Source organism: Micromonospora sp. NBC_00617 (assembly GCF_045161355.1).
Lineage (GTDB): Bacteria > Actinomycetota > Actinomycetes > Mycobacteriales > Micromonosporaceae > Micromonospora.
The window spans coordinates 2,808,210-2,832,521 of sequence record NZ_CP107751.1 but is presented as its reverse complement, the minus strand read 5'-3'; the positions used below and the strand labels follow the sequence as shown (position 1 = coordinate 2,832,521).

Annotated in this window: 15 protein-coding genes and 2 pseudogenes; 14 read left to right on the top strand and 3 right to left on the bottom strand. The window is 72.6% G+C overall.

The window, feature by feature from the left end:
* The first annotated feature begins 74 nt into the window (after nucleotides 1–74).
* Nucleotides 75–983, top strand: coding sequence for a hypothetical protein (locus OG505_RS12970; protein ID WP_405433456.1), 909 nt, complete (start codon nucleotides 75–77; stop codon nucleotides 981–983).
* Nucleotides 984–1,217: 234 nt separating this feature from the next.
* Here OG505_RS12970 and OG505_RS12965 read toward each other — a convergent pair.
* A pseudogene (locus tag OG505_RS12965) lies at nucleotides 1,218–1,610 on the bottom strand (multiprotein-bridging factor 1 family protein); the annotation flags it as partial.
* 368 nt (nucleotides 1,611–1,978) lie between these two features.
* Here OG505_RS12965 and OG505_RS12960 point away from each other — a divergent pair.
* The 8 genes and pseudogenes from OG505_RS12960 (at nucleotide 1,979) to OG505_RS12925 (ending at nucleotide 12,266) form a co-directional block, all read left to right on the top strand.
* Nucleotides 1,979–2,797 (top strand): basic amino acid ABC transporter substrate-binding protein, encoded by an 819-nt coding sequence (locus tag OG505_RS12960; RefSeq protein ID WP_405433454.1) that lies wholly within the window; start codon nucleotides 1,979–1,981, stop codon nucleotides 2,795–2,797.
* Between the two features lie 76 nt (nucleotides 2,798–2,873).
* Complete coding sequence (locus tag OG505_RS12955; protein WP_405433453.1) at nucleotides 2,874–3,668, top strand: amino acid ABC transporter permease; 795 nt, start codon at nucleotides 2,874–2,876, stop codon at nucleotides 3,666–3,668.
* A gap of 5 nt (nucleotides 3,669–3,673) precedes the next feature.
* Nucleotides 3,674–4,513 (top strand): amino acid ABC transporter ATP-binding protein, encoded by an 840-nt coding sequence (locus OG505_RS12950; protein WP_405433452.1) that lies wholly within the window; start codon nucleotides 3,674–3,676, stop codon nucleotides 4,511–4,513.
* A 234-nt stretch (nucleotides 4,514–4,747) separates the two neighbouring features.
* Nucleotides 4,748–5,752 (top strand): multicopper oxidase domain-containing protein, encoded by a 1,005-nt coding sequence (locus tag OG505_RS12945; RefSeq protein WP_405433450.1) that lies wholly within the window; start codon nucleotides 4,748–4,750, stop codon nucleotides 5,750–5,752.
* Nucleotides 5,753–5,770: 18 nt separating this feature from the next.
* Nucleotides 5,771–9,718, top strand: a complete 3,948-nt coding sequence (locus OG505_RS12940) for a ThuA domain-containing protein (protein ID WP_405433448.1) — start codon at nucleotides 5,771–5,773, stop codon at nucleotides 9,716–9,718.
* Between the two features lie 8 nt (nucleotides 9,719–9,726).
* Nucleotides 9,727–10,410: pseudogene (locus tag OG505_RS12935) on the top strand (OmpL47-type beta-barrel domain-containing protein); the annotation flags it as partial.
* Nucleotides 10,408–11,256 carry an OmpL47-type beta-barrel domain-containing protein gene (locus tag OG505_RS12930; protein WP_405434486.1) on the top strand — a complete coding sequence of 283 codons (849 nt, stop codon included), beginning with the start codon at nucleotides 10,408–10,410 and terminating at the stop codon, nucleotides 11,254–11,256. The pseudogene OG505_RS12935 and the gene OG505_RS12930, both read left to right, overlap by 3 nt.
* Nucleotides 11,257–11,288: 32 nt before the next feature.
* The gene (locus tag OG505_RS12925) at nucleotides 11,289–12,266 is read left to right on the top strand and encodes a hypothetical protein (protein WP_405433446.1); all 978 of its coding nucleotides are present in this window, start codon (nucleotides 11,289–11,291) and stop codon (nucleotides 12,264–12,266) included.
* A 519-nt stretch (nucleotides 12,267–12,785) separates the two neighbouring features.
* Here the strand turns inward: OG505_RS12925 and OG505_RS12920 are convergent.
* On the bottom strand, nucleotides 12,786–15,431 hold the full coding sequence (locus tag OG505_RS12920) for an AAA family ATPase (RefSeq protein ID WP_405433445.1): 2,646 nt from the start codon (nucleotides 15,429–15,431) through the stop codon (nucleotides 12,786–12,788).
* Between the two features lie 327 nt (nucleotides 15,432–15,758).
* Here OG505_RS12920 and OG505_RS12915 point away from each other — a divergent pair, with 327 nt between their 5' ends.
* From OG505_RS12915 to OG505_RS12895, 5 genes are all read left to right on the top strand, one after another.
* A complete protein-coding gene (locus OG505_RS12915) occupies nucleotides 15,759–15,941 on the top strand; it encodes a mersacidin/lichenicidin family type 2 lantibiotic (RefSeq protein ID WP_405433444.1) in 183 nt (60 codons plus the stop codon).
* A gap of 85 nt (nucleotides 15,942–16,026) precedes the next feature.
* A complete protein-coding gene (locus OG505_RS12910) occupies nucleotides 16,027–19,188 on the top strand; it encodes a type 2 lanthipeptide synthetase LanM family protein (RefSeq protein ID WP_405433442.1) in 3,162 nt (1,053 codons plus the stop codon).
* Nucleotides 19,176–21,401 (top strand): peptidase domain-containing ABC transporter, encoded by a 2,226-nt coding sequence (locus tag OG505_RS12905; RefSeq protein ID WP_405433440.1) that lies wholly within the window; start codon nucleotides 19,176–19,178, stop codon nucleotides 21,399–21,401. Before OG505_RS12910 ends, OG505_RS12905 begins: the two co-directional genes overlap by 13 nt.
* A complete protein-coding gene (locus OG505_RS12900) occupies nucleotides 21,383–22,000 on the top strand; it encodes a flavoprotein (RefSeq protein ID WP_405433439.1) in 618 nt (205 codons plus the stop codon). The genes OG505_RS12905 and OG505_RS12900 overlap by 19 nt, the downstream gene beginning before the upstream one ends.
* The gene (locus tag OG505_RS12895) at nucleotides 21,993–22,649 is read left to right on the top strand and encodes a DUF3105 domain-containing protein (RefSeq protein WP_405433437.1); all 657 of its coding nucleotides are present in this window, start codon (nucleotides 21,993–21,995) and stop codon (nucleotides 22,647–22,649) included. Before OG505_RS12900 ends, OG505_RS12895 begins: the two co-directional genes overlap by 8 nt.
* Before the next feature lie 116 nt (nucleotides 22,650–22,765).
* Here the strand turns inward: OG505_RS12895 and OG505_RS12890 are convergent, their stop codons facing one another.
* On the bottom strand, nucleotides 22,766–24,145 hold the full coding sequence (locus OG505_RS12890) for a serine hydrolase domain-containing protein (protein WP_405433435.1): 1,380 nt from the start codon (nucleotides 24,143–24,145) through the stop codon (nucleotides 22,766–22,768).
* Between the last annotated feature and the right edge of the window lie 167 nt (nucleotides 24,146–24,312).

Below are 24,312 nucleotides of genomic sequence, written 5' to 3'. Positions count from 1 at the left end.
GCTCGCCGCGGACCAGGGGCTGCGCGCAGCCGTGCCGCACGGGGTCCGGTTCGGCGCGTGCCATGATTGCGCCCATGGGCAAGCAGCAGCACGTCGGCGGGGCCGACCGGGACAGCGGGTCGGGCGCAACGGCCGACCGTCCGACCGGTGGTGGGGCGGACGCGCGGCTCGCCGTCGCACACGACCCCACAACGCCACAGATGACCCTCATCGACCTGGCGTCCGATGCGTCGGTCGCGGTCCGCAAGGCGGTCGCGGCCCGGCCGGACGCGCCCGCGCAGGCCCTGCGGTCGTTGACCCGCGACCATGATCGTCACGTCCGGGAGGCCGTGGCGCGCAATCCCGCGACGTCGGTCGGCAATCTCCTGCGTCTGGTCAAGGACGCGGACCGGTGGGTCCGCTGGGCCGTCGCCGGCAACCCGGCCTGCGACGAGTCGGTCCGCCGGGTGATGGCCGCCGCACCCGACAAGGAGCTTCGGGGCCTGCTCGCCGAGACCCGCGAGTTGGAGCCCGAGCTGGCCGCCCGGCTGGTCGACGACGTCTCACCCGAGGTGCGGGAACGGCTCGCCACGCACACCCACGATCCGGACGTCATCGTCGCCCTGCTGGCCGACCGGACGGTCCGCGTCCGCAAGGGGCTCGCCCGCAACCCGCGGACTACCGCCGCGCAGCGCAGCGCCCTGGCCAGGGACCCGGCGGTCGACGTGCGGGCCGCGCTGGTCCGCGCGCTGGAGCTGGACGAGGCGGATCTGGCGGCCCTGGTCGACGACCGTTCGGTGCAGGTCCGGTTGGCGATGGCCACGTCCGAGATCATCCCGGCGCACGTGCGGCAGACGCTCGAAGGCGATCCCGACGAGATGGTGGCCGCCGCGGCGCGGGACTTCCGGCCCGGAGCCGGCAGTACCCCGGTGGTGCGGGCTCCCCGCATCGGTTCCCGGCGCTCCGGCACCGGCCCGGGCCGACCGGGTCGCGCCGCGCGCTGAGGTCGCCCGCGCGAGGCGCTGAGGTCGCCTGCGTCACGCGCCGAGGCGGGCTGCGCCAGGCGCTGAGTTCGGTCGCGCCGCGCGCTGAAGCCGGCGGCGGAGTTGCCGCGCGCTGAGGTCGGCCGGCCCTGCGGCGTCCGTCCGGTCGGGCTACCGGTGCGACGCGCCTGCCTGCGAAGGGGAGGGCGGGGTGGCGCCGGAGCCGGTCGTGGACGGCGACGCCCCCTCGACCGGGAGGTCGCGGCCGGCGAGGCGGCGGAGAAGCTCCCGGATCTGGCGCTTGTCCGCGGCGGAGACCGTGTCGTCGAGCAACCGCCGGCGGATGGTGCCGATGTCCGCCTCGACCTCCGCCAGCCCCCGGGGGGTCACTGCGGCGTTCGGCATCGCGAGCGGTCGGATCGCGGCGGCGATCGAGAGATCGAGGGTGGCGCAGAGGCTGCGGACCTTCGCCAGCTCGGGGTAGCGCTGCCAGTCACCGGCGAGCCAGCGGAACAGCGTCGAGCGACTGACGCCGGTGTGCTGCGCGATGTCACCGACGGTCCAACCGTGCTCCTCGCGGGCGTCGTCGACGGCCTGGCGGACGAACTGCGCGAAGGCCATCTGAGGTGTCGTGGGGTAGGTGTCCATCCTCAGCCGTGCCCTCCCACCCGGAATCGCCTCGGTGTACCCGGCTCGACGGTCAGTTCTGATCACCGGTTCCAGTGACGGCGGTATCACTGATCGTCTACCAGCTTCTGTGCTGGCGCAGCGGTGGCCCGCACGACGGCTTACTCGTTCGAGGCGGGTCGGATACTCAACTGCCGTTCGTCGCTGCGGCCGGACGTCCCGTTCGTGGCCGCCCGTCCCGTTCACGGGCTGTGACGGTCACACCGCAGCGCGGCGGCTGCACCGTGTGATCTGGGTACCGTTCGGCGAATCAGGTACCGTCCCCTGTCACACCGTCTTCGCACCAACCTGGTTTCCTGTCACAGGGGAGCCGAACCGGAGGGACACTCGTGAGAGTCCGTAGCGCAGTCCGTCAGGCCGGCCTCGTCGCGGCGGTCGCCGCTCTGGCGTTGAGCGCGGGATGCGCCAAGAAGGATGACAGCGAGGTCCAGGCCAGCGGGGTCAAGCTGGTCGAGGCCGGCAAGCTGACCGTCTGCACCCACCTGCCGTACCCGCCGTTCCAGTCGAAGGACGCCAGCGGCAAGGTCACCGGGTTCGACGTCGACGTCATGGACCTCGTGGCCAAGGAGCTGGGCGTCGAGCAGACGATCATCGACACGCCGTTCGAGGGGATCAAGTCCGGTCAGGACCTGAACACCGGCAAGTGCGACGCGGCCGCCGCCGGCATGACCATCACCGCCGAGCGGCAGAAGGTGATGAACTTCTCCGACCCGTACTTCGACGCGACGCAGGCGTTGCTGGTCAAGACCGGCAAGCCGTACAAGTCGCTCGACGACCTGCGGGGCAAGAAGCTCGGCGTCCAGGCGGCCACCACGGGCCGCGACTACGCCAGGAAGTTCGAGAAGGAGAAGGGCCTGCAGCTGGTCGAGTTCGAGGATCTCGCCGCCCTGCAGCAGGCCGTCGCCAACGGCCAGGTCGAGGCCGCCGTCAACGATCTGCCGGTGTGGACCGAGTACCTCCGCAAGAACCCGGGTGGGTTCGAGGTGACCGCCGAGTTCGACACCGGCGAGCAGTACGGGTTCTCGGTGAAGAAGGACGGCAACCCGGAACTGCTCAAGAAGATCAACGAGACGCTGGCCAAGGCCAAGCAGGACGGCTCGTACGACACGATCTACGAAAAGTGGATCGGCAAGCGGCCGAGCGCCTGATCGAAGCTCAGTGGGGGAGGGCGCGCGCGACGCGCGCCCTCCCCGTCGACACACTCCGGGAAGGCAACGAGCCAACGTGAAGCTGCGACGCCGCCAGCGGGAACGACTGTCCCTCGGCATCCAGTACCTGGTCTTCGTCGCGATCATCGCCGCGGTGCTCGTCGCCGCGGACTGGGGCCGTCTGGCTGACGCGTTCTTCCGCGTCGACATCATCGAGTCGATGTTCCCGACGATCATCACCGTGGCGCTGCGCAACACGATCCTCTACACGCTGGGCGCGTTCGCCTTCGGCCTCGTGTTCGGCACCGTCCTCGCGCTCATGCGGCTGTCCCGGGTGGCGCCGTACCGCTGGCTGGCGACCGCGTACATCGAGCTGTTCCGGGGTCTGCCGGCGCTGCTGGTCCTCTTCCTCGTCGGGTACGGCATCCCCATCGCCTTCCCGGAGCGGGAGATTCCCGGCGGGGTGTTCGGCTCGATCGCGATCGGTCTCGGCCTGACCGCCGCCGCGTACATGGCCGAGACCATCCGGGCCGGCATCCAGGCCGTGCCGAAGGGGCAGATGGAGGCGGCCCGCACCCTCGGCATGTCGCACTTCACCGCCATGCGCACCATCGTCATCCCGCAGGCGTTCCGGATCGTCATCCCGCCGCTGACGAACGAGCTCATCCTGCTCACCAAGGACTCGTCGCTGGCCTATGTGCTGGGCGTGACGGCGCAGACCATCGAGGTCACCAAGTTCGGCCGGGACATGCTCAACGACCGGGTGAACGCCACGCCGCTGCTGGTGGCCGGCCTCGCCTACCTCGTCATCACCCTGCCCCTGTCCCAGGTGGTGCGCCGCCTCGAACTCCGCTACGCCAAGGCCCGGTGACCCGCATGACGACCACCCCGTCCCGTCCCGCCGTCGAGATCCGCGACCTGCACAAGTCCTTCGGCCCGCTGGAGGTGCTCAAGGGCATCGACTTCGAGGTCGGCCAGGGCGAGGTCGTCTGCGTCATCGGGCCGTCCGGCTCCGGCAAGTCGACGCTGCTGCGCTGCGTCGACCTGCTGGAAGAGCCGACCGCCGGCACGATCTGGGTGAACGGCGTCGAGATGACCGACCCGGACGTCGAGATCGACGCGGTACGTCGGGGCATCGGCATGGTGTTCCAGTCGTTCAACCTGTTCCCGCACCTGACCGTGCTGAACAACCTCACCATCGCCCAGCGGCGGGTGCTGCGGCGTGGTCGCGCCGAGGCCGAGCGGATCGCGCGGGCCAACCTGGAGCGGGTCGGCCTGAGCGACAAGGCCGACGCGTTTCCGGCCCAGCTCTCCGGCGGGCAACAGCAGCGGGCCGCGATCGCCCGGTCGTTGTCGATGGAGCCGAAGCTGATGCTCTTCGACGAGCCGACCTCCGCGCTCGACCCGGAGCTGGTCGGCGACGTGCTCACCGTCATGCGCACGCTCGCCGAGGACGGCATGACGATGATGGTGGTCACCCACGAGATGGCGTTCGCCCGGGACGTGGCGGACCGGGTCGTGTTCATGGACGGTGGCGTCGTTGTCGAGCAGGGCCCGCCGCAGGAGGTGCTGGGCACGCCGAAGCACGAGCGGACCCGCGCGTTCCTCGCCCGGGTCCTCGACCCGACTCGGGTCGAGCGGCTCGATCAGCCCGACCAGGCGCCCGAGCCGCCGGAGGTCCCCGGCCTACCGACGGACGGCCGGCACACCGTCTGACCGCTCCACATCGCCTGGTCAATCGATGTACGGCGTGATCTCGCGGTAATCTTCCTGCAAGCAGACCTGTACTTTCGTCGATGGATTACATAAGTTGTGTTCATCCATCGAAAGTTCTGAGTCTTCCGAGCGAAGTCCACGACGATCCTCACCTCAGTCGTGCTGCCGCCTTGTGCTCGGCGGTCGATGCACCCTGCCCTCGTCGCGTCTTCGCCCGGTCGGGAACGGAGACCCATGGACGATCACGCCGTTGGCTCCCACCGCCACCTGTCCCGCCGATCACTGATCGCCACCGGGGCGCTCGCCGCCGGGGCGCTGGGCGCGTCCGCGCCCACGCTCGGCGACGCGTTCGGAGGCAGCCCGGCCCGGGCCGCCGCCGGAGTGACCAAGAAAGTCACCATCTACGCCGAGCAGTTGCCCGGCGGGCTGTTCGGGTACGGCCTCGCACCCGGGCGAGCCACCGTGCCGGGGCCCGTGCTGGAGATCTACGAGGGTGACACCCTGGAGATCACCCTGGTCAACACCACCGACCAGCGGCTGTCCATCCACCCGCACGGCGTGGACTACAGCACCGACTCGGACGGCAGCCCGCTCAATGCCTCGTTCAACAACCCCGGCGAAACCCGGACGTACGTCTGGCGCTCCCACGAGATGGTCGCCGCGTCGGGTCGCCGGTACATGCCGGGCAGCGCGGGCTACTGGCACTACCACGATCACGCCATGGGCACCGACCACGGCACCGCCGGAGTCGCGAAGGGCCTGTACGGGGCGCTGATCGTCCGCCGCCGGGGCGACATCCTGCCGGACAAGCAGTTCACGGTCGTGTTCCACGACATGACGATCAACAACCGGATGGCCCCGAACACGCCGATGTTCGAGGCGAACCTGGGCCAGCGGGTGGAGTGGCTCGCCATCGGGCACGGCAACCTGTTCCACACCTTCCACCTGCACGCACACCGCTGGGCGGACAACCGCACCGGAATGCTGGAGGGTCCAGCCGACCCGAGCCTGGTCATCGACAACAAGGACCTCAACCCGGGCAGCTCGTTCGGGTTCCAGGTGCTGGCCGGAGAGGGCGTCGGGCCGGGTGCGTGGATGTACCACTGCCACGTGCAGAACCACTCCGACGGCGGCATGGCCGGGATCTTCCTGGTGCGCAACGCCGACGGCAGCATGCCCCCCGGCGCCGAAGAGGCGATCCACCGGTTCCAGGGCCACACCCACACGCACGGAAGCTGACCGAAAGTGGGGACGGGGATGACCCGAAACGTACGACGAGCCCTCGCCGCGGTAGCGGCCTTCGCCACACTCATTCCGGCCACCGCCACGGCCACGGCGGCGACCGCCGCGCCGCGACCCGCGGCCGCCGCCCAGGCGGCGCAGTCGCCCAGGACGGCCGTGCTCGTGTTCCACGGGCCGGTGGCCGAACAACAGGACCCGGTGTCGCGTGCGGTGGACACCATCCGACAGCTTGCGGCCAGTCATGACATCGATGTCACGGCCACCACGGACCCGGCCGTCTTCACCGCGACCGGGCTGTCGGCGTACCGCAGCGTGGTCTTTCTCTCCGCGACGGGCGCCGTGCTCAACCGCGACCAGGAGGCGGCGCTACAGGGCTACATGAAGGCCGGCGGGGGCTTCGTCGGCATCGCCGACGCCGCCCGCGCGCAGGTCGACTCCACCTGGTTCACCGGCCTGATCGGCGCCCGCCCGGCGGGCGCCATCCCGGTCGCCGAGCCGGTGGCCGGGGTGACCGCCAGCGGTGAGAACCCGCCGAGCGAGACCAAGGAGAAGCTGACCGACGGCGACGCCAACACCAAGTGGCTGGTCCGGACCCCGACCGCGTGGGTGGCGTACCAGCTGGCCGCCCCGAAGCGGATCACCGGGTACGCGCTGACGTCGGCCAACGACTTCGTCGGGCGGGACCCGAAGGACTGGACCCTGCAGGGCTCCAACGACGGGCAGAACTGGTCCGATCTGGACCGACGCACCAACCAGAGCTTCGCGGAGCGGTTCCAGACCCGCCGGTTCGACATCGCCGCGCCGCAGGAGTTCAGCCGCTACCGGTTGAACATCACCGCCAACAGCGGTGAGCCGTTGATCCAGCTCGCCGACCTGCGGCTGTTCACCGGCACCGCCACCGCGCCGCCACCGACCCCCGTGAACCGGGCCGTCGTCGACATCCTGGACCGCAAACACCCGGCCACGGCGTCGCTGCCGCTGACCGTCACCCGGTCCGACCGCTGGGACAACTGGGACCCGAACCCCATCGGCACCGTGCACACCCTCGCCCAGGTCGAGGAACGGCACTATGACCCGGGACCGGGCGCCAACGGCCCGTTCCACCCGGTGTCCTGGTGCCGGGACTACGACGGCGGCCGGTCGTTCTACACCGGCATGGGCCACACCGAGGGCAGCTACGGCGAGGAGGCGTTCCGCACGCACCTGGCCGGGGCGCTCGAATGGACCACCGGCCGCGTCCGCGGCGACTGCCAGGCGACGATCGCCGCGAACTACAAGGTGGAGCGGCTCACCGCGGCCAACCAGACCGGGCAGCTGGACCAGATCGGCGAACCGCACGGGCTCACCATCGCGCCGGACGGCACGGTCTTCTACGTCGGCAAGGCGGCCTGCCCCAGCGGCCCGATCGCGGACTGGAACGATCCGAACGTCGGCCTCGGCTGCGGCACCATCCACTCCTGGGATGCGCGAACCAAGCAGGTGAAGCTGCTCACCACCCTGGAGGTGATGGGCAACCGGGGCAGCGGCTCCGAGTTGGTGAAGAACGAGGAGGGCCTGCTCGGCATCGTGCCCGACCCCGCGTTCGCCGACAATGGCTGGCTCTACGTCTACTGGATGCCGCACGAGTCGATCGACCGGGTGCAGCGGGTCGGGCAGCGCACCGTCTCCCGGTTCACCTACGACCGCGCGACCCAGACCATCGACCAGGCCACCCGCAAGGATCTGCTGACGTTCCCGGTGCAGATCCACAGTTGCTGCCACGCCGGCGGCGGCATGGCGTTCGACGCCAAGGGCAACCTCTACGTCGGCTCCGGCGACAACAACTCCTCCGAGGGGTCGCAGGGCTACTCCGGCAACAACTGGACCCAGGAGTACCAGGGCATCTCGTTCCAGGACGCCCGTCGCACGGCGGGCAACACCAACGACCTCGCCGGCAAGATCATCCGGATCCACCCGGAGCCGGACGGCACGTACACCATCCCGGAGGGCAACCTCTTCCCGCCCGGCACCGAGAAGACCCGTCCGGAGATCTACGTGATGGGCGTGCGCAACATCGCCCGCCTTCAGATCGACCCGGAGCACCAGTGGCTGACCGCCGGCTGGGTCGGCCCGGACGCCTCGTCGCCCAGCCCCACCCTCGGCCCGGCCAAGTACGAGACCGCCACCATCATCACGTCGGCCGGCAACCAGGGCTGGCCGTACTGCATGGGCAACCGGCAGCCGTACCGGGACCGCAGCAACACCGACGCGACGGTGCTGACCGGCTGGTACGACTGCGGCAACCTGAAGAACACCTCACCCCGCAACACCGGGCTGGTGGACATCCCGGCGGCCCGGGACAACATGATCTGGTACTCGCCGGACGGCGGCGGCCCGGTCTTCCCGAAGCGCACCGACGGCAGCGGCCTCCCGACGTACGTCGCGGCCGACGCCACCTACACGCAGCCGTACCTGCGCGGCGGCGGGCAGGCCATCATGTCCGGTCCCACCTACCACCGCGATCGGGTCGATCCGAACAGCACGGTGGCGTGGCCGGCGTACTGGGACGAGAAGTGGTTCATCGGCGACGAGTCGAACGCCGCCAACCGGGTCGCGGTCACCGTCGACCCCGCCGGCGTGCCGACGGCCACCCCGCCGGTGTACGCCGAGTCGCTGCGGGCCATCATCCCCAGCGGCAACGGCGACACCCGGCTGCAGAGCTGGATGGACGCCAAGTTCGGCCCGGACGGCGCGCTCTACCTGCTCGACTACGGAGGCGGGTTCTTCAGCCTGCACCCCAACCAGAAGCTCATCCGGATCACCTACACCGGCGGCACGCCCACCCCGGCGCCGGCGGCGAACTCCGTCGCCGTGCAGAACAAGCCGTTGACGATCGCCTTCACCGGCTCCCGGTCCGGCGGCGTGAGCCACCGGTGGGAGTTCGGCGACGGCGCCACATCGACCGAGGCGGACCCCCGGCACACGTACGCCAAGGTCGGCACCTACACCGCGAAGCTCACCGTCACGTACGCCGACGGCGAGACGGCGACGGTGCGGACCACCGTCACGGTCGGCTGCGCGGTGCCGGACTCCCGGGACACGGTGTGGCTCGGCGACACGGACACCGGCGTGCCCAGCCGCACGGTCGGGCAGGGGTGCACGATCAACGACCTGATCGACGACGAGAGCACCTGGCCCGACCACAACGCCTTCGTCCGGCACGTGAGCGCGGTGACCCGTGCGTTGCAGGACGACGGCCTGCTCAACGCCCGCGAATCGGGCACGCTCACCCGCCTGGCCGCCGCGTCCGAGATCGGCCGGGACGGGCGCACCGGATACGAGCCGCTCTACGACGGCACCGCCGAGTCGCTGCGCGGTTGGCAGCAGGCGCCGACGGGATCGTTCAGCATCCAGCCGGACGGGGCACTGCGATCCAGTGGCGGCCTCGGCATGCTCTGGCACACCAAGGAGCTGGCGGACTTCTCGCTGAAGGTGCAGTTCCGCGACATCGCACCGGGCACCGGCCGCGCCAACACCGGCGTCTTCATCCGCTTCCCGGACCTGCGGACCCCCCTGGAGCAGCGGCCACCGGGCAGCTGCGGCACCATCGGGTCGGCCCGGACCTCGCCGGCCTGGATGGCGATCTACTGCGGACACGAGATCCAGATCTACGACGGAGAGACCGGTGAGCCGCAGAAGACCGGCTCGGTCTACAACTTCGACCCGGTGCCGCTCGCCCAGGCCGGCGTCACTCCGAAGAACGTGTGGAACGACTACGAGATCCGGGCGGTCGGGCAGCACTACACGATGATCCGCAACGGTGTGGTGATCAACGAGTTCGACAACACGCCCGGCAAGGAGTCCTCCCGGGCCGGCGACCCGCCGACCGACCTGCGGCAGTTCCTGTCCGGCTTCATCGGCCTGCAGAACCACGGTGACAACGACCTGACCGAGTTCCGCAACATCCGCGTGCGGGAACTCTAGGAGAGACCATGATCAAACGACTCACGGCCGCGTTGGCGGCGCTCCTGCTCACGGTCACGCCGTTGGCCGCGCCGCCCGCCTCCGCCGCCCCGCGCGCCGCCGCGGACCAGGTGCTGACCTGGACCGCCGACGACAACACCACCCGCTACAAGTCCGTGCCCACCCAGGCGGTGGCCGGCGCGGCGACGATCATCTGGGAGAACAGCGCGGCCACCGGCAACACGACCGGGATGCCGCACACCCTGACCTTCGACACCAGCACCGAGGGCTACAACCACGACGTCACCCTCAACATCCTGGCCAGCCCGTTCGACGCCAACAACGGCCGCCACCAGGCGACCGTCACGCTGACCCCGGGCCGGTACCGCTACTTCTGCTCGATCCCCGGCCACAGCCAGATGGTCGGCGAACTGGTCGTCACCGACGGCGGCGGAGGCGACGACACCACGCCGCCGACGGTCACCGCAGCCGTGTCGGGCGACCGCGACCAGGACGGCAACTACGTCGGTACGGCGACGGTGACCGTCACGGCCACCGACGCAGGCTCGGGCGTGGAGACCGTCGAGTACCAGGTCGACGACACCAGCTTCGCGCCGTACACCCAGCCGGTGCGCATCAGCGCGGTCGGCGACCACTCGGTGCAGTTCCGCGCCACCGACCAGGCCGGCAACACCAGCACGGTCGGCTCGGTGTCGTTCCGGATCGTCGAGCCGACCGAGGAGGACACCACCGCGCCGGTGGTCACGGCCGCGCTGGCCGGCGACCGCGACGGCGACGGCAACTACGTCGGTACGGTCACCGCCACGCTGAGGGCCACCGACGCCGAATCGGGGGTCGCCACCATCGAGTACGCCCTCGACGACGCCGCCTTCACCGCGTACACGAACCCGATCGTGGTGACCGCGGTCGGGATGCACATGCTGCACTTCCGGGCGACCGACGTCGCCGGCAACACCTCGGCGGAGCAGATGGCCCACTTCACCGTCGTCGCCCCGCCGGAGCAGGACGACACCCCGCCCACGGTGGCCGCCACGATCACCGGCGAGCGGGACGCCGACGGCGCCTACGTCGGCGCGGCCACCGTCACCGTCACCGCGACCGACGCCGGCTCGGGCGTGGCGTCGGTCGAGTACGCGCTCGACACCGGCGGCTGGACCGCGTACGCCGGCCCGGTCACCGTCCGCACCCCCGGGGCGCACACCCTGCGGTACCGGGCGACCGACACCGCGGGGAACGCCGCCGCCGAGCAGTCCAGCACCTTCACGGTGGTGGCCGACGGCACCGACGCCTGCCCCGGGTCCGACACCCGCGACACGGTGATCATCGACGGAGACGACACCGGCGTGGCCAACGCCGACACCGGCGACGGTTGCACCATCAACGATCTGATCGACGAACACGCCGACTACCCCGGCCACGCCGACTTCGTCCGGCACGTCGAGGCGGTCACCACCGCGCTGGTGACCGCCGGAACGCTGACGAAGCGGCAGCAGGGCGCCATCGTCCGGGCCGCGGCCCGATCGGACGTCGGCGCATGAGCACCCGAATCTCATCGACAGGGAGTACCACGATGCCCGGACGTACCGTCGCCAAGCTGGCCACCGTGACCGCCGTCATCGCCGCCTCGGTGTTGGCCGTGGCGCCCACCGCCCACGCCGACCTGGTCACCCACTGCATCGGCACCGGCGGTGCGGTGACCGTGCCCAACGATCTGCTCGTCCCGGCCGGTAAGTCCTGCGCGCTGACCGGCACCACGATCACCGGCAACGTCACCGTCGCCGCCGGCGCCAACCTGGTGGTCACCGGTGGCCGGGTCAGCGGCGAGGTACGCGTCGCCGCCGACGGCTACCTCGACGCCACCGAGACGACCGTCGACGGCCAGGTGGTGCTGGCCGCCGGCGGCTACGGGGTCTTCCTCTCCGACGCCCGGACCGGTGCGGTGACCGTCCGGCCGAAGGGCTCGGCCACCATCGACAGTTTCCTGTTCGCCGAGGCGGCGACGATCACCGGGAACGTCACCGTCGGCGCCGGTGAGGTACGGCTCGACGGGGGCACCCAGGTGACGCGGAACGTCAGCAGCACCGGCACCTACTACACCGACGTGCACGACTCGTTCGTCGACGGCACCCTGTCGGTGCTCAACAGCGCCACCGGCAGTGTCGTGTGCGGCAGCGCGGTCCGCGGTCGGGCCACGTTCGCGGGCAACCTCGGCGGCGTCCAGCTCGGCCCGAACGGCGCTCTGGACAGCTGCGCGTCCGGCGGCTACTGGGGCGCGGACGTCAGCGTCACCACCACCACCGGCGGCGTCACCGTCGACGACAACATCATCAACGGCCAGTTGACGGTGACGGGCAACAACCCGGCCGCGCAGGTGGCCACGAACAACCGCATCCGCGGTGGCGTGACGGGCGACCAGGCCGCGCCGAGCTCCAACCGGGCGGCCCGGATGGCCGTTGCCGACCGGGACGACGCGGGCGACCAGCGGGCCGAGGTTCGTCGTACCTCGGCGGTGCAGGAGGCCACCGCGGCCGGCGACGCCCGGCTCTAGACGAGTAATTCCTAACCCTGGCTGGGGCGGTGGGCGTTGCCGGCGGCCGGCGGTGACCGTCAGTCATCTCCGTGGGGGCGGATGCGGTCGTAAGCGGTATACCTCAGAGTCATATTCATACCTCTGAGGTATACCGCTCGACAGCACATCGACGCGGCGGGCAGCCAAAGCGGATCATCAACACCCTTCTCACCGCACTGGTATGTGAAGATCGATGACTGGCTCGGACGCCCTGCCCGGGTCGCACGGCCGCCGCGGTTGACCGATGCCGAGTTGTTGACCCTGGCCGTGGCGCAGGTACTGCTCGGGGTGCGGTCCGGCGTCGCCGTAGCTGAAGCGGGCGATCCGGGCGGTAGCCGCGGACACCGACCTGTGGACCGATGATGCGCGGCTTCTGCGACCGTCATACCGCAACCGCACCGTCACCCGATCCCTGATCGCCTACGACCACTGACCAGGGTTAGGACTTACTCGTCTAAGGCATCGACGTTTGCGGGCGTCGGGTGAGCGCCCGCGCGCCTACCCCGCCCGCTGCGCCCCGATCGCCGTCGGGAGCCCGCCGCGGCCCCGGACGCCGAGCTTGACGTACGCCCGCTGGAGGTGGTTCTCCACCGTCCGCACCGACAACACCAGCTTGGCCGCGATCGCGGCGTTGTCGTGCCCGGCCGAGGCGAGTTCACAGATCTGCCGCTCCCGGGGAGTGAGCCCGTCCCGGTCGGAGGGCCGAGGGCTCAGCGGGGGCCAGTATCCGCCGCACCGCTCCCGCAGCAGGTCCGCGCGCCGGGCCAGCAGGTTGGCCCGGCGCTGGTCGCCTCGACGGTGGCACGCTCTCTCGGCGGCGACCACGGCCTCCAGCCCGAGCGTCAGATAGCCGCTGGCCTCCAGGGCGCTGCCGACGCGTTCCAGCGCGGCCGGGTCATCGGCGGCGAGCGCGTGGGCATAGTCGGACCACAGCGCGAACAGTGGACTGTCACAGTCGGCGGTGACCGTGCACAGCCGCTCGGCGGTGGCGGTGCCGGGCTCCAGGCGAGACAGCAGGTGCAGGCACTCGACCGTGACCGTCGTCGCCTGCCCCGCGCGCCCGTGCAACTCCCGCAGCGTGGCGACGGCCGTCGCCGGCCGGCCCTCCGCGGCGGTCAGCCAGGCCGCGGTCAGCTCGGCGTCGATGGCCACCAGCCCGCCGCCGTGCGGGCCGTCGCCGTCGGTGCGGTCGTCGACGAGCTGCCGCAGCAACCTCCCGCTCTCCGCCAGCTCACCCAACTGCGCCGCCACGTACGCGTTCGCCGACAGCACGTAGTCGCGGATCGGGAACAGCGTACGGTCGGCGGTGAGGGTCCGCGCCTCGTGCAGCCAGCGCATCGACCGCCGCATCTGCCCGGCGTGGTAGGCGCACTTGCCCAGGGAGAAGGCGAGCAGCCCGACCGCGTCCGCCGCGCCCCGCGTGACCGCGTCGCGGTAGTAGCGCTGGGCCAGCCGCTCGGCGTCGTGCAGTCGCCCGGACAGCAGCAGCGCCTGCACGTGGCAGGCCTGCGTCGCGGCGCGCATCGTCGGCCAGGTCTCCGGGATGTCGACCTCTCCGGTGTCGAACATCCGCACCGCCTGCCCCGGCTTCCCGTCGAACAGCAGCAGGTACGGCAGCAACGCCGCGACCGCCGTCGCCAACAGCGGGTCCCGGGGCCGGTCGGCGGCCAGGCGTGCCATCAGGGCGCGGGCACCCCCCGCGTCGCCACCGAACGCCGCGATCCCCACCTCCGCCGCGAGCAGCCCGGCGCGCGCGTCGGCGGGCAGGTCGCGACGGCCCCCGTCGATCACCTCGCGGGCGCGGTCGGGCCGTCGCTCTCCCCAGTACATGTTCAGCGCTCGCAGCGCCGTCGCCTCGGCGCGGTCGCGCGCGTCGTCGAGGTCGGCCGCGGCCCGGGCCAGGTGCCCGTCGGCCTCGTCGCCGCGCCCCTGGGCCACCAACGCCCGGCCCACCTGCCAGTCGCCCCGGGCCGAGTCGACCCTCCGGCCCAGCCGCTCGGCCAGCGCCGCGTCGTGGCGGCGCAGCGCGTACTCCGACGCCGCCAGCAGGTCGTCCGGATCGACCGGCAGATCGGCCTCGCAGCGCCAGGCCGCGATCCGTGCCCGGGCCTCGGTGCCGCCGCCGTCGACGCCCGCCAGCGCCTCGGCCAGGGCCCGGCGCAGCCGGCGGGCCCGCAGCTCCCCGGTGCGGTTGCGGACCACCTCGGCGTACAGCGGATGGCTGGTCTGCACCAGCACGCCCGTGTCATGCCGGACCAGGCGGATCAGGCCGCGCTCCTCAAGCCGTTCCGCGATGGGCGGGTCGACGGTCCGCTCGATCAGCGCCAGCGGAGCCGGCTCGGCGTGCGCGACGTACCGCAACGCTTCGGCCTCCTCCGGGGTGAGCGTGCCGAGGGTCTGCTCGATGAGGTCGGACAGGTGCGTGGAGCACAGCGACTCGGCGGGCCACGTCCACATCCCGTCGCGCTGGACGAGGCCGCCATCGCGCAACCCGCACCGCAGCGCCTCGCGCAGAAAGAGCGGGTTGCCCTGACTGATCCGCCACAGCGCGCCGACCGTCAGGCCGTCGACCGGGCCGCCGAGCCCCTCGCGGACCAGCACTGCCGTCTCGTCCGGGTCCAGCGGCGGCACGTGGACCCGGTCGACCGCGCGGAAGCGGTGCAGCGCCGCGACCGGCGCCGCGCGCAGGGCGTCACCCCGGACACTCGCGACCACCCGCACGGTGCCCCCCACGACGAGGCGTTCCAGGAGCGCCCCGGACGCGTCGTCCAGCCAGTTGAGGTCGTCCACCCCGACCACCACGCCCCGGCCCGCCGCGACCTCGCGCAGCCGGCGCTCGACGTCGCGAAAGACGTCCGCGACACTCGCGTCCGACGGCTGGGGCAGCCGGCTGGCGAGCACGCCGAACGGCACGCCACGCCAGCCCGGAGTGGCGGTGACCCGCAGCACGACATGTTGCCGCCGTAGCGCCTCAGCCAGCACCTCCTCCAGGAGCCGGCTCTTGCCCACCCCCGGATCGCCGGTGAGCAGGACCCCCCAACCCGCCGACGCGGTGAGCGCTTCGACCGCCCGGTCACGCTCGCGCGCCCTGCCGACGAACGGCCATCCGGCGCCCCCGTCGACGAAACCTCCTGATGCAGCCACGGAACCCCTTCAACCCGGCCGGGTACCCGTCCGGGGCCCGGTCGCCATCTCCGTCCTCGATCCGCTCGCTTGGTCGGATCGTGTGTGCGCGGCGGTCTGGGTGGCGCGGGCCCCACCCTCACACACCCCCGCCCGGTGGCGCCGTCAGCTTCCAGACATGCCTGCACACCGGACGCCCCGAACCCACGGTTCGGTTGTCGTCCGCGTGACACCACCGGCCCGGGATGAGGTAGCGGCTACTCATGTGCCGGCACCCCCGTGGCCCGCAGGCTGGTCTCTGCCAGCGACCGCCGGACAGGCCGACGGTCGTCGCGAAAGGAGCCGCGAATGTCCATCACCGACATCGTCAGCAGCTGGAAGGACGAGTACCGCCGCGCCGCCTCGGCCGAGGCCGTCGAGAACCACCCGGCCGGTCTGGTCGAGCTGGACCGCGACCAGTTGGAGACCGTGGCCGGCGGCGCCGCCGCGACCACCGGCCACACCACGGCGTGCTGCCACTGCGTCTGCTGATTTTTCGAATCCCTCGGGTCCGCACGGGGTCCGGGCCTGGCCCGGACCCCGTCGTTCCGCCCAACCACCGCCACGGGAGACCCGCATGTCCGAACACCCGCACCGCGCCGCCGACGACCCGAGGGTCCGCGTCGAGCAGCGCCTCCTGGCCGCGCTGAGCATCGCCGAACGGCTGGCCGCGCCCGTGCCGACGGCCTCGCTGCCCGGCGAGCGGTCGCGGTGGCGGCTGTCGCGGTGGCGCACCGCCGGCGCGTTCACCGACGACGAGGACTGGCGAAGCCGGCTGGCGGCGGAGGGCATCGACGAGCAGGTGCTCCTCGCTCTGCTCGACGAGACGCCCGAGCTGCTCGCCGCACGTCTTGACGGCACGCCAGCATGGATCGACGACCTGCTGGCCTGCTACCCGCGAGCGGCGGACGGGGAGATCGGCCCCGAACTGCTGCCCGGTCGCCCGCTCGACGCCTGTCTCGTCCTGGTGGCACCCCTGGTCGCACAGGCCCGCGCCCAGGTGGCACGTCGGGCTCGTGACCTCGCCGACGACACCGTGCCGCTGCCGGCCGACCTGGACCGGCTCGGACTGACCGGCCTGCTCGACGAGCTGGTCGTGCTCCTCAGCCGGGCCGTCGTCCTGGAACTCAACATCGACCGGCTGCGCGGCACGTCGTCCGGGGCGACGCCGCAGGAGCGCTTCGTGGCGTTCTTCGGCCGGTACCGCGCCCCCGAGGCGGCCCTGGGCCTGCTGGCCGACTACCCGGTCCTGGCCCGGCAGGCGTACGAGCTGACCCGCTCCTGGGCCGCTCGCACAGTCGAGTTCCTGCACCGGCTCCGCGCCGACGCGCCGACGCTCGCGGCGACCTTCCACTCCGGTGCCCCGCTCGGTCGCCTGGTCGAGGTCGAGGAGACCGGCGATCCCCACCGCGACGGGCGCCGGGTGCTGGTGGCGACGTTCGACAGTGGGCTGCGGCTGGTCTACAAGCCCCGCCCGGTCGCCGTCGAGGCCCGGTTCCAGCATCTGCTGGCCTGGCTCAACGACCGCGGCGCCGACCTGCACACCTTCACCGTGCTGCCGCGCGGCGAGTACGGCTGGGCCTCCTACGTCGACACGCGCGCGCCCGCCACCACGGCCGGACAGCGCCGCTACGCCCACCGGTTCGGCGCCCTGCTGGCCCTGCTGCAGGCCATCGGGGCCACCGACTGCCACCAGGAGAACGTGGTCGCCCACGGTGAGCATCCGGTCCTGATCGACCTGGAGACCGTGTTCACCCCGGCGGTGGTCCGGTCCACGAGCGCCCGGGGCGGGGACGCGATCGCCGACTCGGTGCTCGCGGTCGGCCTGCTGCCTCGCGCCGACGAGGCCGCCGGACCGGTCGGCGACGGCTGCAACTGCTCGGCGTGGCAGGCCGAGGGGACCGACGAGATGCGGCTGTGCGCTCCCGGTCACCACCACGACGAGCAGGGCCGGCAGGACCCCGCCAGCGCCGGTGCGACGACCGGCGTCGCCGCGCACCTGCCGCGGGTGGTGGAGGGGTTCGAGTCGATGACGTACCTCCTCGTCGCCGTCCGAGACGATCTGCTGGCCCCGCACGGGCCGCTCACCGCGTTCGCCGCCGACGAGATCCGCGTCGTGCTCCGCCCCACCCGCACGTACCTGCGGCTGCGCGACGCGGCGTTGCACACCGACGCGCTGCAGGACGGCCTGGACGCCGAGCGGCTGTACGACTGGCTCTGGTCGGGGGTGGCGGAACTGCCGCTGCTGGCGGCCACCGTCGCGGCGGAGCGCGCCGACCTGGCCCGCCGCGACGTGCCGATGTTCACCACCCGGGTGGACTCTCGTGACCTCTGGAGCAGCCGGGGGCAACGACTGCCGGGCCTGCTGGCCCGGTCCGGACTCGACGAGGCGCGTCGCCGGCTGGCCCGACTCGGACCGGCCGACCTGGCCCGGCAGCGCTGGCTGATCGAGGCCGCCTTCACCGCCCGGGTGGACGCCACCGACGCGCCCCACGCGCGGGTGCGCTGGCGGCTGGCGGAGCTGCCACCGGCGCCGACACCCGCCCCGGCGGCCTACCTGGCCGCCGCGGCCGAGGTGGCGGACGTGGTGGCCGGTCTTGCCAGCCCCGGTGCCGAACCGGTCTGGTTCGGCCTCACGCCCTCGCCCGCCGACCTGGGCCGGTGGGCGCCGGCGCCGCTCGGCCCGCACCTCTACGACGGCATCGCGGGCGTGGCGCTCTTCCTGGCCCACGCCGGCCGACTCACCGGTGACCGGCGATTCACCGACCTCGCCGCCCGGGCGGCTGCCGGGCTGGCCGCCCGCGTCCTCGACCAGCGGATTCCCGGCGACCGGATCGGCGCGTTCACCGGTTGGTCGGGCCTGCTCTACACCTTCGGGCACCTCGGGGCGCTGTGGCGCACCGACCGGTTCGCGCCGGTGGTCGACGTGGCGCTGGCCCGGATCGTCGCGCTGGCCGCCAGCGAGCAGGCCCTCGACCTGGTCGACGGGTACGCCGGCGCCGTCCTCGCCGTCTCCGGCGCGGGTCTGGACCCCGAACGGGTCGAGCCCGCCCTGCGCGCCGCCGCCGGACGACTTCGCGCCGCCGCCGAGCACCACCCGCACCCGGCCCCCGGGGCCTCCGGCGACCCCCTCGGCGGACTGTCGCACGGCTCCGCAGGCATCGCCGCCGCGCTGGCCCGGGCCGGGCAGCTGACCGGCGATCCCGGCTACACCGACGCGGCGGCCCGCGTGCTCGCGTACGACCGCAGCCTGTTCCGCCCCGAGCTGGCGAACTGGGCTGACCTGCGCCGGCCGGGGCAGAGCACCGTGACCTGGTGCCACGGCGCCCCCGGGGTGGGGCTGTCGCGGCTGCTGCTGCGCGACGCCCTCGGCCCCGACGAGGCCCTGGACGCGGAGATCAGCACGGCCGTCCGGACGACGCTCGCCACCGGCTTCGGTCGTAACCACTCGCTGTGCCACGGCGACTTCGGCAACCTCGACCTGCTGCTGACGGCCGCCCCCCAGCAGGCGGCGGCACCCGCGGCGGCGGTGCTGCGCGACGGCCTCAGCGGTGGCTGGCGCTGCGCCAACCCGACAGCGCTCACCACGCCGGAGCTGATGACCGGCCTGTCGGGGATCGGGCTCGCCCTGCTGCGGCTCGCCGCACCCGAACGGGTGCCGTCGGTTCTCCTGCTGGCGCCACCGGCGGACGCGCGCGCCGGCACGCTCGGCGTCCGGAGGCGACAGTGGGCCGCCTGACCAGCGCACCGGCGTGGTGGCGCCGGCAGCGGGTGCCGCTGGTGATGCAGATGACCGACACCGACTGCGGAGCCGCGTGCCTGGCCATGGTCGCCCGCCGGCACGGCGTACGCGCCTCGCTGGCCCGGGTGCGCGACGTGCTCGACGTCGGCCGCGACGGCGTCACCGCGCGGGCGCTGCTGACCGCGTCCTCCCGGTTCGGGTTGCGGGGCCGCGCGTTCCGCGCCGACGCCGCCCAGGTCGGGGAGCTGCCCCTGCCGGCCGTCGCCCACTGGGAGGACGCCCACTTCGTCGTGGTGGAACACGTCGGCGTGCGGGGTGTGCGGCTCGTCGACCCGGCGCTCGGGCGTCGGCTGCTCAGCGCCGCCGAGTTCGCGGCCGGCTTCAGCGGCACGGTGCTGACCTTCACCCCCGACCCCGAGGCCGTGCCCGAGCCCGCCGTCTCCCGGCCCGGCCCGGTGGCCCGCTGGCGGCGCGCGCACCCGCTGCTGCGGCCCTTCCTGCCACGGCTGGGCTCGGCGTTCGGCGTCTCCCTGCTGCTCCAGACCCTGGGACTGGCCCTGCCGCTGGCCACGACCGTCGCCTTCGACCAGATCATGCCGGCCCGGGAGACCGGCCTCATGCCGTACCTGGCGTTGGGCATCGCGGCGCTGGTGCTCACCCAGTTCGGCGTGGCCTACCTGCGCTCCCGGCTCCTGGTCACGTTGCAGGCCAGGGTGGACGCCGCGCTGATGACTCGCCTGTTCGGGCACCTGCTGCGGCTGCCGTACGCGTTCTTCCAGCAGCGGGCCAGCGGCGACCTGATGCAGCGGTTGTCCAGCAGTATCCTGCTGCGCGAACTGGTCACCACCCAGGTTCTGACGGCGGTGATCGACGGTGTGCTGGTGATCGCGTACTTCGGGGTGCTGGTGGCCAGGGACCTCACCTTCGCCGGGCTGGCCGCCGCGATCGGTGTCGTCCAGGTGGCGGCCGTCGCGCTGGTCAACGGCCGACTGCTGCGGCTGAACCAGCGACACCTCACCGTGCAGGCCGACGCGGAGAGCGCGTTGATGGAGGCGCTGTCGGGCATCGCGACGGTCAAGTCGATGGGCGCCGAGCGGCAGGTGTACGACGGTTGGCTGCGCCGCTACACCACCGCGCTGGACGCCGACATCGCCCAGAACCGGCTCTCGGCCACGGTCGCCAACATCACCGCGAGCGTCCAACTCGCCGGGCCGCTGGCGTTGCTGTGGCTCGGCACCGGCCGGCTCTTCGAGGGCGCCGGCCTCGGTGCGACCCTGGGCCTGCAGGCGTTGGCGCTGTCCGCGCTCACCCCGTTGGCCTCGCTGGTGAGCAGCGCGCAGGTGCTCCAGTCGGTCGTGTCGCACCTGCAACGACTGCGGGACGTCTTCGCCGCCCAGCCGGAGCCCGCCGGGGACCCCGACCTGCCCGCGCCCCGCCTCACCGGCCGGATCAGCGTCCGCGACCTGAGCTTCCGCTACGACGGGGGCGCGGCGCCGGTGCTGCGGGAGATTTCCTTCGACGTCGCACCGGGGGAGAAGGTCGCCGTGGTGGGGCCGTCAGGCAGTGGCAAGAGCACCCTGGCCATGCTGCTGACCGGCCTCTACCGGCCCACCGGCGGGGAGATCCTGTTCGACGGGGTGCCCCTGTCGCGCATCGACCCGACCGCTCTGCGCCGCCAGTTCGGGGTGGTGTTGCAGGAGAGCTACCTGTTCCGAGACTCCATCCGGCGCAACATCAGCCTGGTGCATCCGGGTGTCGGCATGCCGGCGATCCGGGCGGCCGCCGAGGCCGCCGCGATCGACGAGGACATCGCGGCGATGCCGATGGGCTACGACACCCAGGTCGCCGAGCGGGGCCAGGCGCTCTCCGGCGGGCAGCGGCAGCGGCTGTCCATCGCACGGGCCCTGGCGGGGCAGCCCGCCGTGCTCCTGCTCGACGAGGCGACCAGCCACCTCGACGTGGCCACCGAGCGGCGCGTCGACGAGGCGATCTCGGCGATGCGCTGCACCCGGATCGTGGTGGCCCACCGGCTGAGCACCGTCCGTAACGCCGACCAGATTCTCGTCGTCGCCGGTGGCCGGCTCGTGGAGCGCGGCCGGCACGACGAGCTGCTGCGTGCCGGGGGCGTGTACGCCGACCTGGTCCGCTGCCAGTTGACCGATGACGAACCCGCCCACGCAGGAGGCGACGCATGGATACCCGTACCGTGACCGAGGCGCCGCAGCGCCCGGTGGTCTCCGCCGACGACCCGTTCCCGGCGCGGCGGATCCTCGTCGCCGCCTGCGGATCCGCGGACGTGCTGACACTGCCTCAGTCGATCATGGTGATGCGCCACGCGTTGGGACTCGACGTGCGGGTCGTGCTCACTCCCGCCGCCGCCCGCTTCGTCCCGGCCGCTTCGTTCGCCCTCCTGACCGGACGCCCCGCGCTGACCGACGAGGAGGCGACCAGCGAGGTCACGCACCTGACCCTGACCGGGTGGGCGGATCTGGTGCTCGTCATGCCGGCCACCGCCAACACCCTGGCCAAGGCGGCCCTGGGAATCGCCGACACCCTGGTCGCCACCTGCGTGCTGGCAGCCGCCGCTCCCGTCGTGCTCGTGCCGTCGATGAACGCCGCGATGTGGCAGCGCCCCGCCGTGCAGCGCAACGTGGCGCGGTTGCGCGCCGACGGGTACGGCGTGGTGCCGCCCGTTCCCGTGCTCGCGCTGAGCACCGGCACCCTCGCGGGCCGGGGGATGCCCCCGGTGGAGACGGTGCTGGAGTGGACCGCGGCCCACCTGCGGGCGGAGGGAGCGGGCCGTGGCTGAGGAACGCTCCGGGTACGGGCCGAGGATCGCCGCGGCGGCCACCGCGCTCGGCGCCGTCCTGCTCGTGGTGGCGGCCACCCCGTTCCTGCGCGCGTACGCCGACCCGGCCTCCCGTCGACCGGCCGCCGCGATCGGGGTGGACGCCGACCGGGCCGGCTGCGATCCGGAGCTGACCGACCGGATCAGTGGCGCCGGCCTCCACGTCGGCCCGGGGACCGCCGAGCCGTACGTCACCCGCGTCCGGTACGACCTGGTCCCACCGTCGTCCGGACCGCACTTCGTGGTGCCCGCCCCGACCGTGCGCCGGTTCTATGTCACCCGTGACCGCCCGCCGATCGAGACGCTGGTCCACAACCTGGAACACGGCTACACCGTGCTGTGGTACGTCGAACCGCTCGCCCCCGACCAGATTGAGGCACTGCGGGCGTTGGCCCGGACGTTCGGCGACGACCGCTACGGCGGCAGGTTCGTGGTCGCGCCGTGGGACCTCGATTACGGGGCGTTCCCGGCCGGCCGGCCGCTGGCCCTGTCGCACTGGGGAGCGCAGGCCGGGTACCGGCAGTTCTGTGCCACGGTCAGCGGCGCGGCCGTGCAGCGGTTCGTCCTGGCGCACCCGCCGCGTGACGCTCCCGAGCCGACCGGCATGTGACGCCAGGGGCTTTGACGCACGCGTGGATCGGGGCGAGTTCGGGGATGCCGTACTGCTGGTCGAGGACCTGCCTGGCGGCGCCCGCCGCGATGACGTCCGCGCCCAGGCCGGACAGGTCAGGTGAGCGCTGCGGCGAGGAGGTCGCCGACGGCGGCGCGGACCGGATCGGGATTCGCCCAGGACCAGTTGGGGTGCGCCCGGTTGGTGAGCAGGGCGAGCACGAGCTTGCGGTCCGGGTCGACCAGGAACGAGGGGCCGGCGAACCCGGTGTGGCCGAAGGTGCGCGCGGACGCGAGCCGGCCCATGAACCAGGGCTGGTTGAGCACCACGCCGAGACCGTGGGCGGCCGTGCGGTGGGGGCGCTCGGGGTCGACGGCCGACTTGCCCACGTTGTGGTTGGTGAGCATCGTGCGCACGGTGTCGGCGGCGAGGACCCGTCTGCCCTGGTAGGTGCCGCCATCCAGGAGCAGTTGGCCGATGGCGGCGAGGTCGGCGGCGCTGGCGAAGACCCCCGCGTGGCCGGCGACGCCGCCGAGGTGGTTGGCGACGTCGTCGTGCACGGTGCCGCGCAGCAGGCCGCGGGACGAGCGGGCGTCGGTCGCCACCATCCGGGTGGCCCGCGCGGTGCCGGACAACCAGGTGGTCGGGTTGAAGCCGGTGTCGCGCAGGCCGAGCGGACCGGTGAGGTTGGTCTTGAGCGCCTGGTCGAGTCGGCTTCCGGTGACCTTCTCGACGATCTTGCCGGCGACCATGAGCCCCACGCTGGAGTAGCGGAACGTCTTCCCGGGCACCGCCGACGACACGAGCGGGGTGGTGAGCACTGCGTTCCAGCGTGCGGCGTTGTCGGGCAGTCCGGTGACCTTGGCGCCCACCGGGAGGCCGCTGGTGTGGGTGAGCAGCATCTCGACGGTGACGGCGTCCTTGCCGGCGCCGGTGAAGCCGGGCAGGTAGTCGCGGACCGGCGTGCCCAGGTCGACGCGACCCTTCTCGACCTGCTGTAGCAGCAGGATCGCGGTGTAGACCTTGGTGACCGAGGCGAGGTCGAAGACCGAGTCGGGGCGCATCGCGACGCGTTGGCTCGCCGCGAGGAGTTTCGGGCCGGCCGCGTAGCGCAGCGCCTCCCCGACGGCGGTGTGCACCGTCGTCCGTCCGCCGACCAGCACGACGGCGACCGCACCGGGAAAGCCGTGATGCTGGACGGTCTGCGGCGAGGCGGGGAGGTGACGCCGCAGTAGGGCCGTCAGCTGCGGGGCGTACCGGGCCTGGTTGGCCGGCGCAGCCCCGCCGCCGGGCGACGGGGACGCGCTCGGCGTGCCCGAGGGGGTGTTTCCGGCCGCGCCGAAGCCCACCCGGTTCCCCGCGGCGTCGGTGGCGGCCGCCGCGTCGCCGGGGCCGGTCCCGCCCGGCCCCGCGCCGCCTTTGTCACCGCAGCCGGCGAGGGCGCAGGTCGCGGCCGCCAGGCCAGCTCCGAGCAGGGTGCGACGTGCGACAGGCATGCCGGTGATGGTGACAGCACGGACGCGCCGCGCGCCAGCCCCGCTCAGACGAACGCCGACCGCGTCCAGCGGCATGGTTGGTATCCGACACCCGGGCGGACGTGTCGGGGCGACGGTCGGCGGTCGACGCCGTGCAACGATCGGTGCCACACCTCGTACCCCTTGGA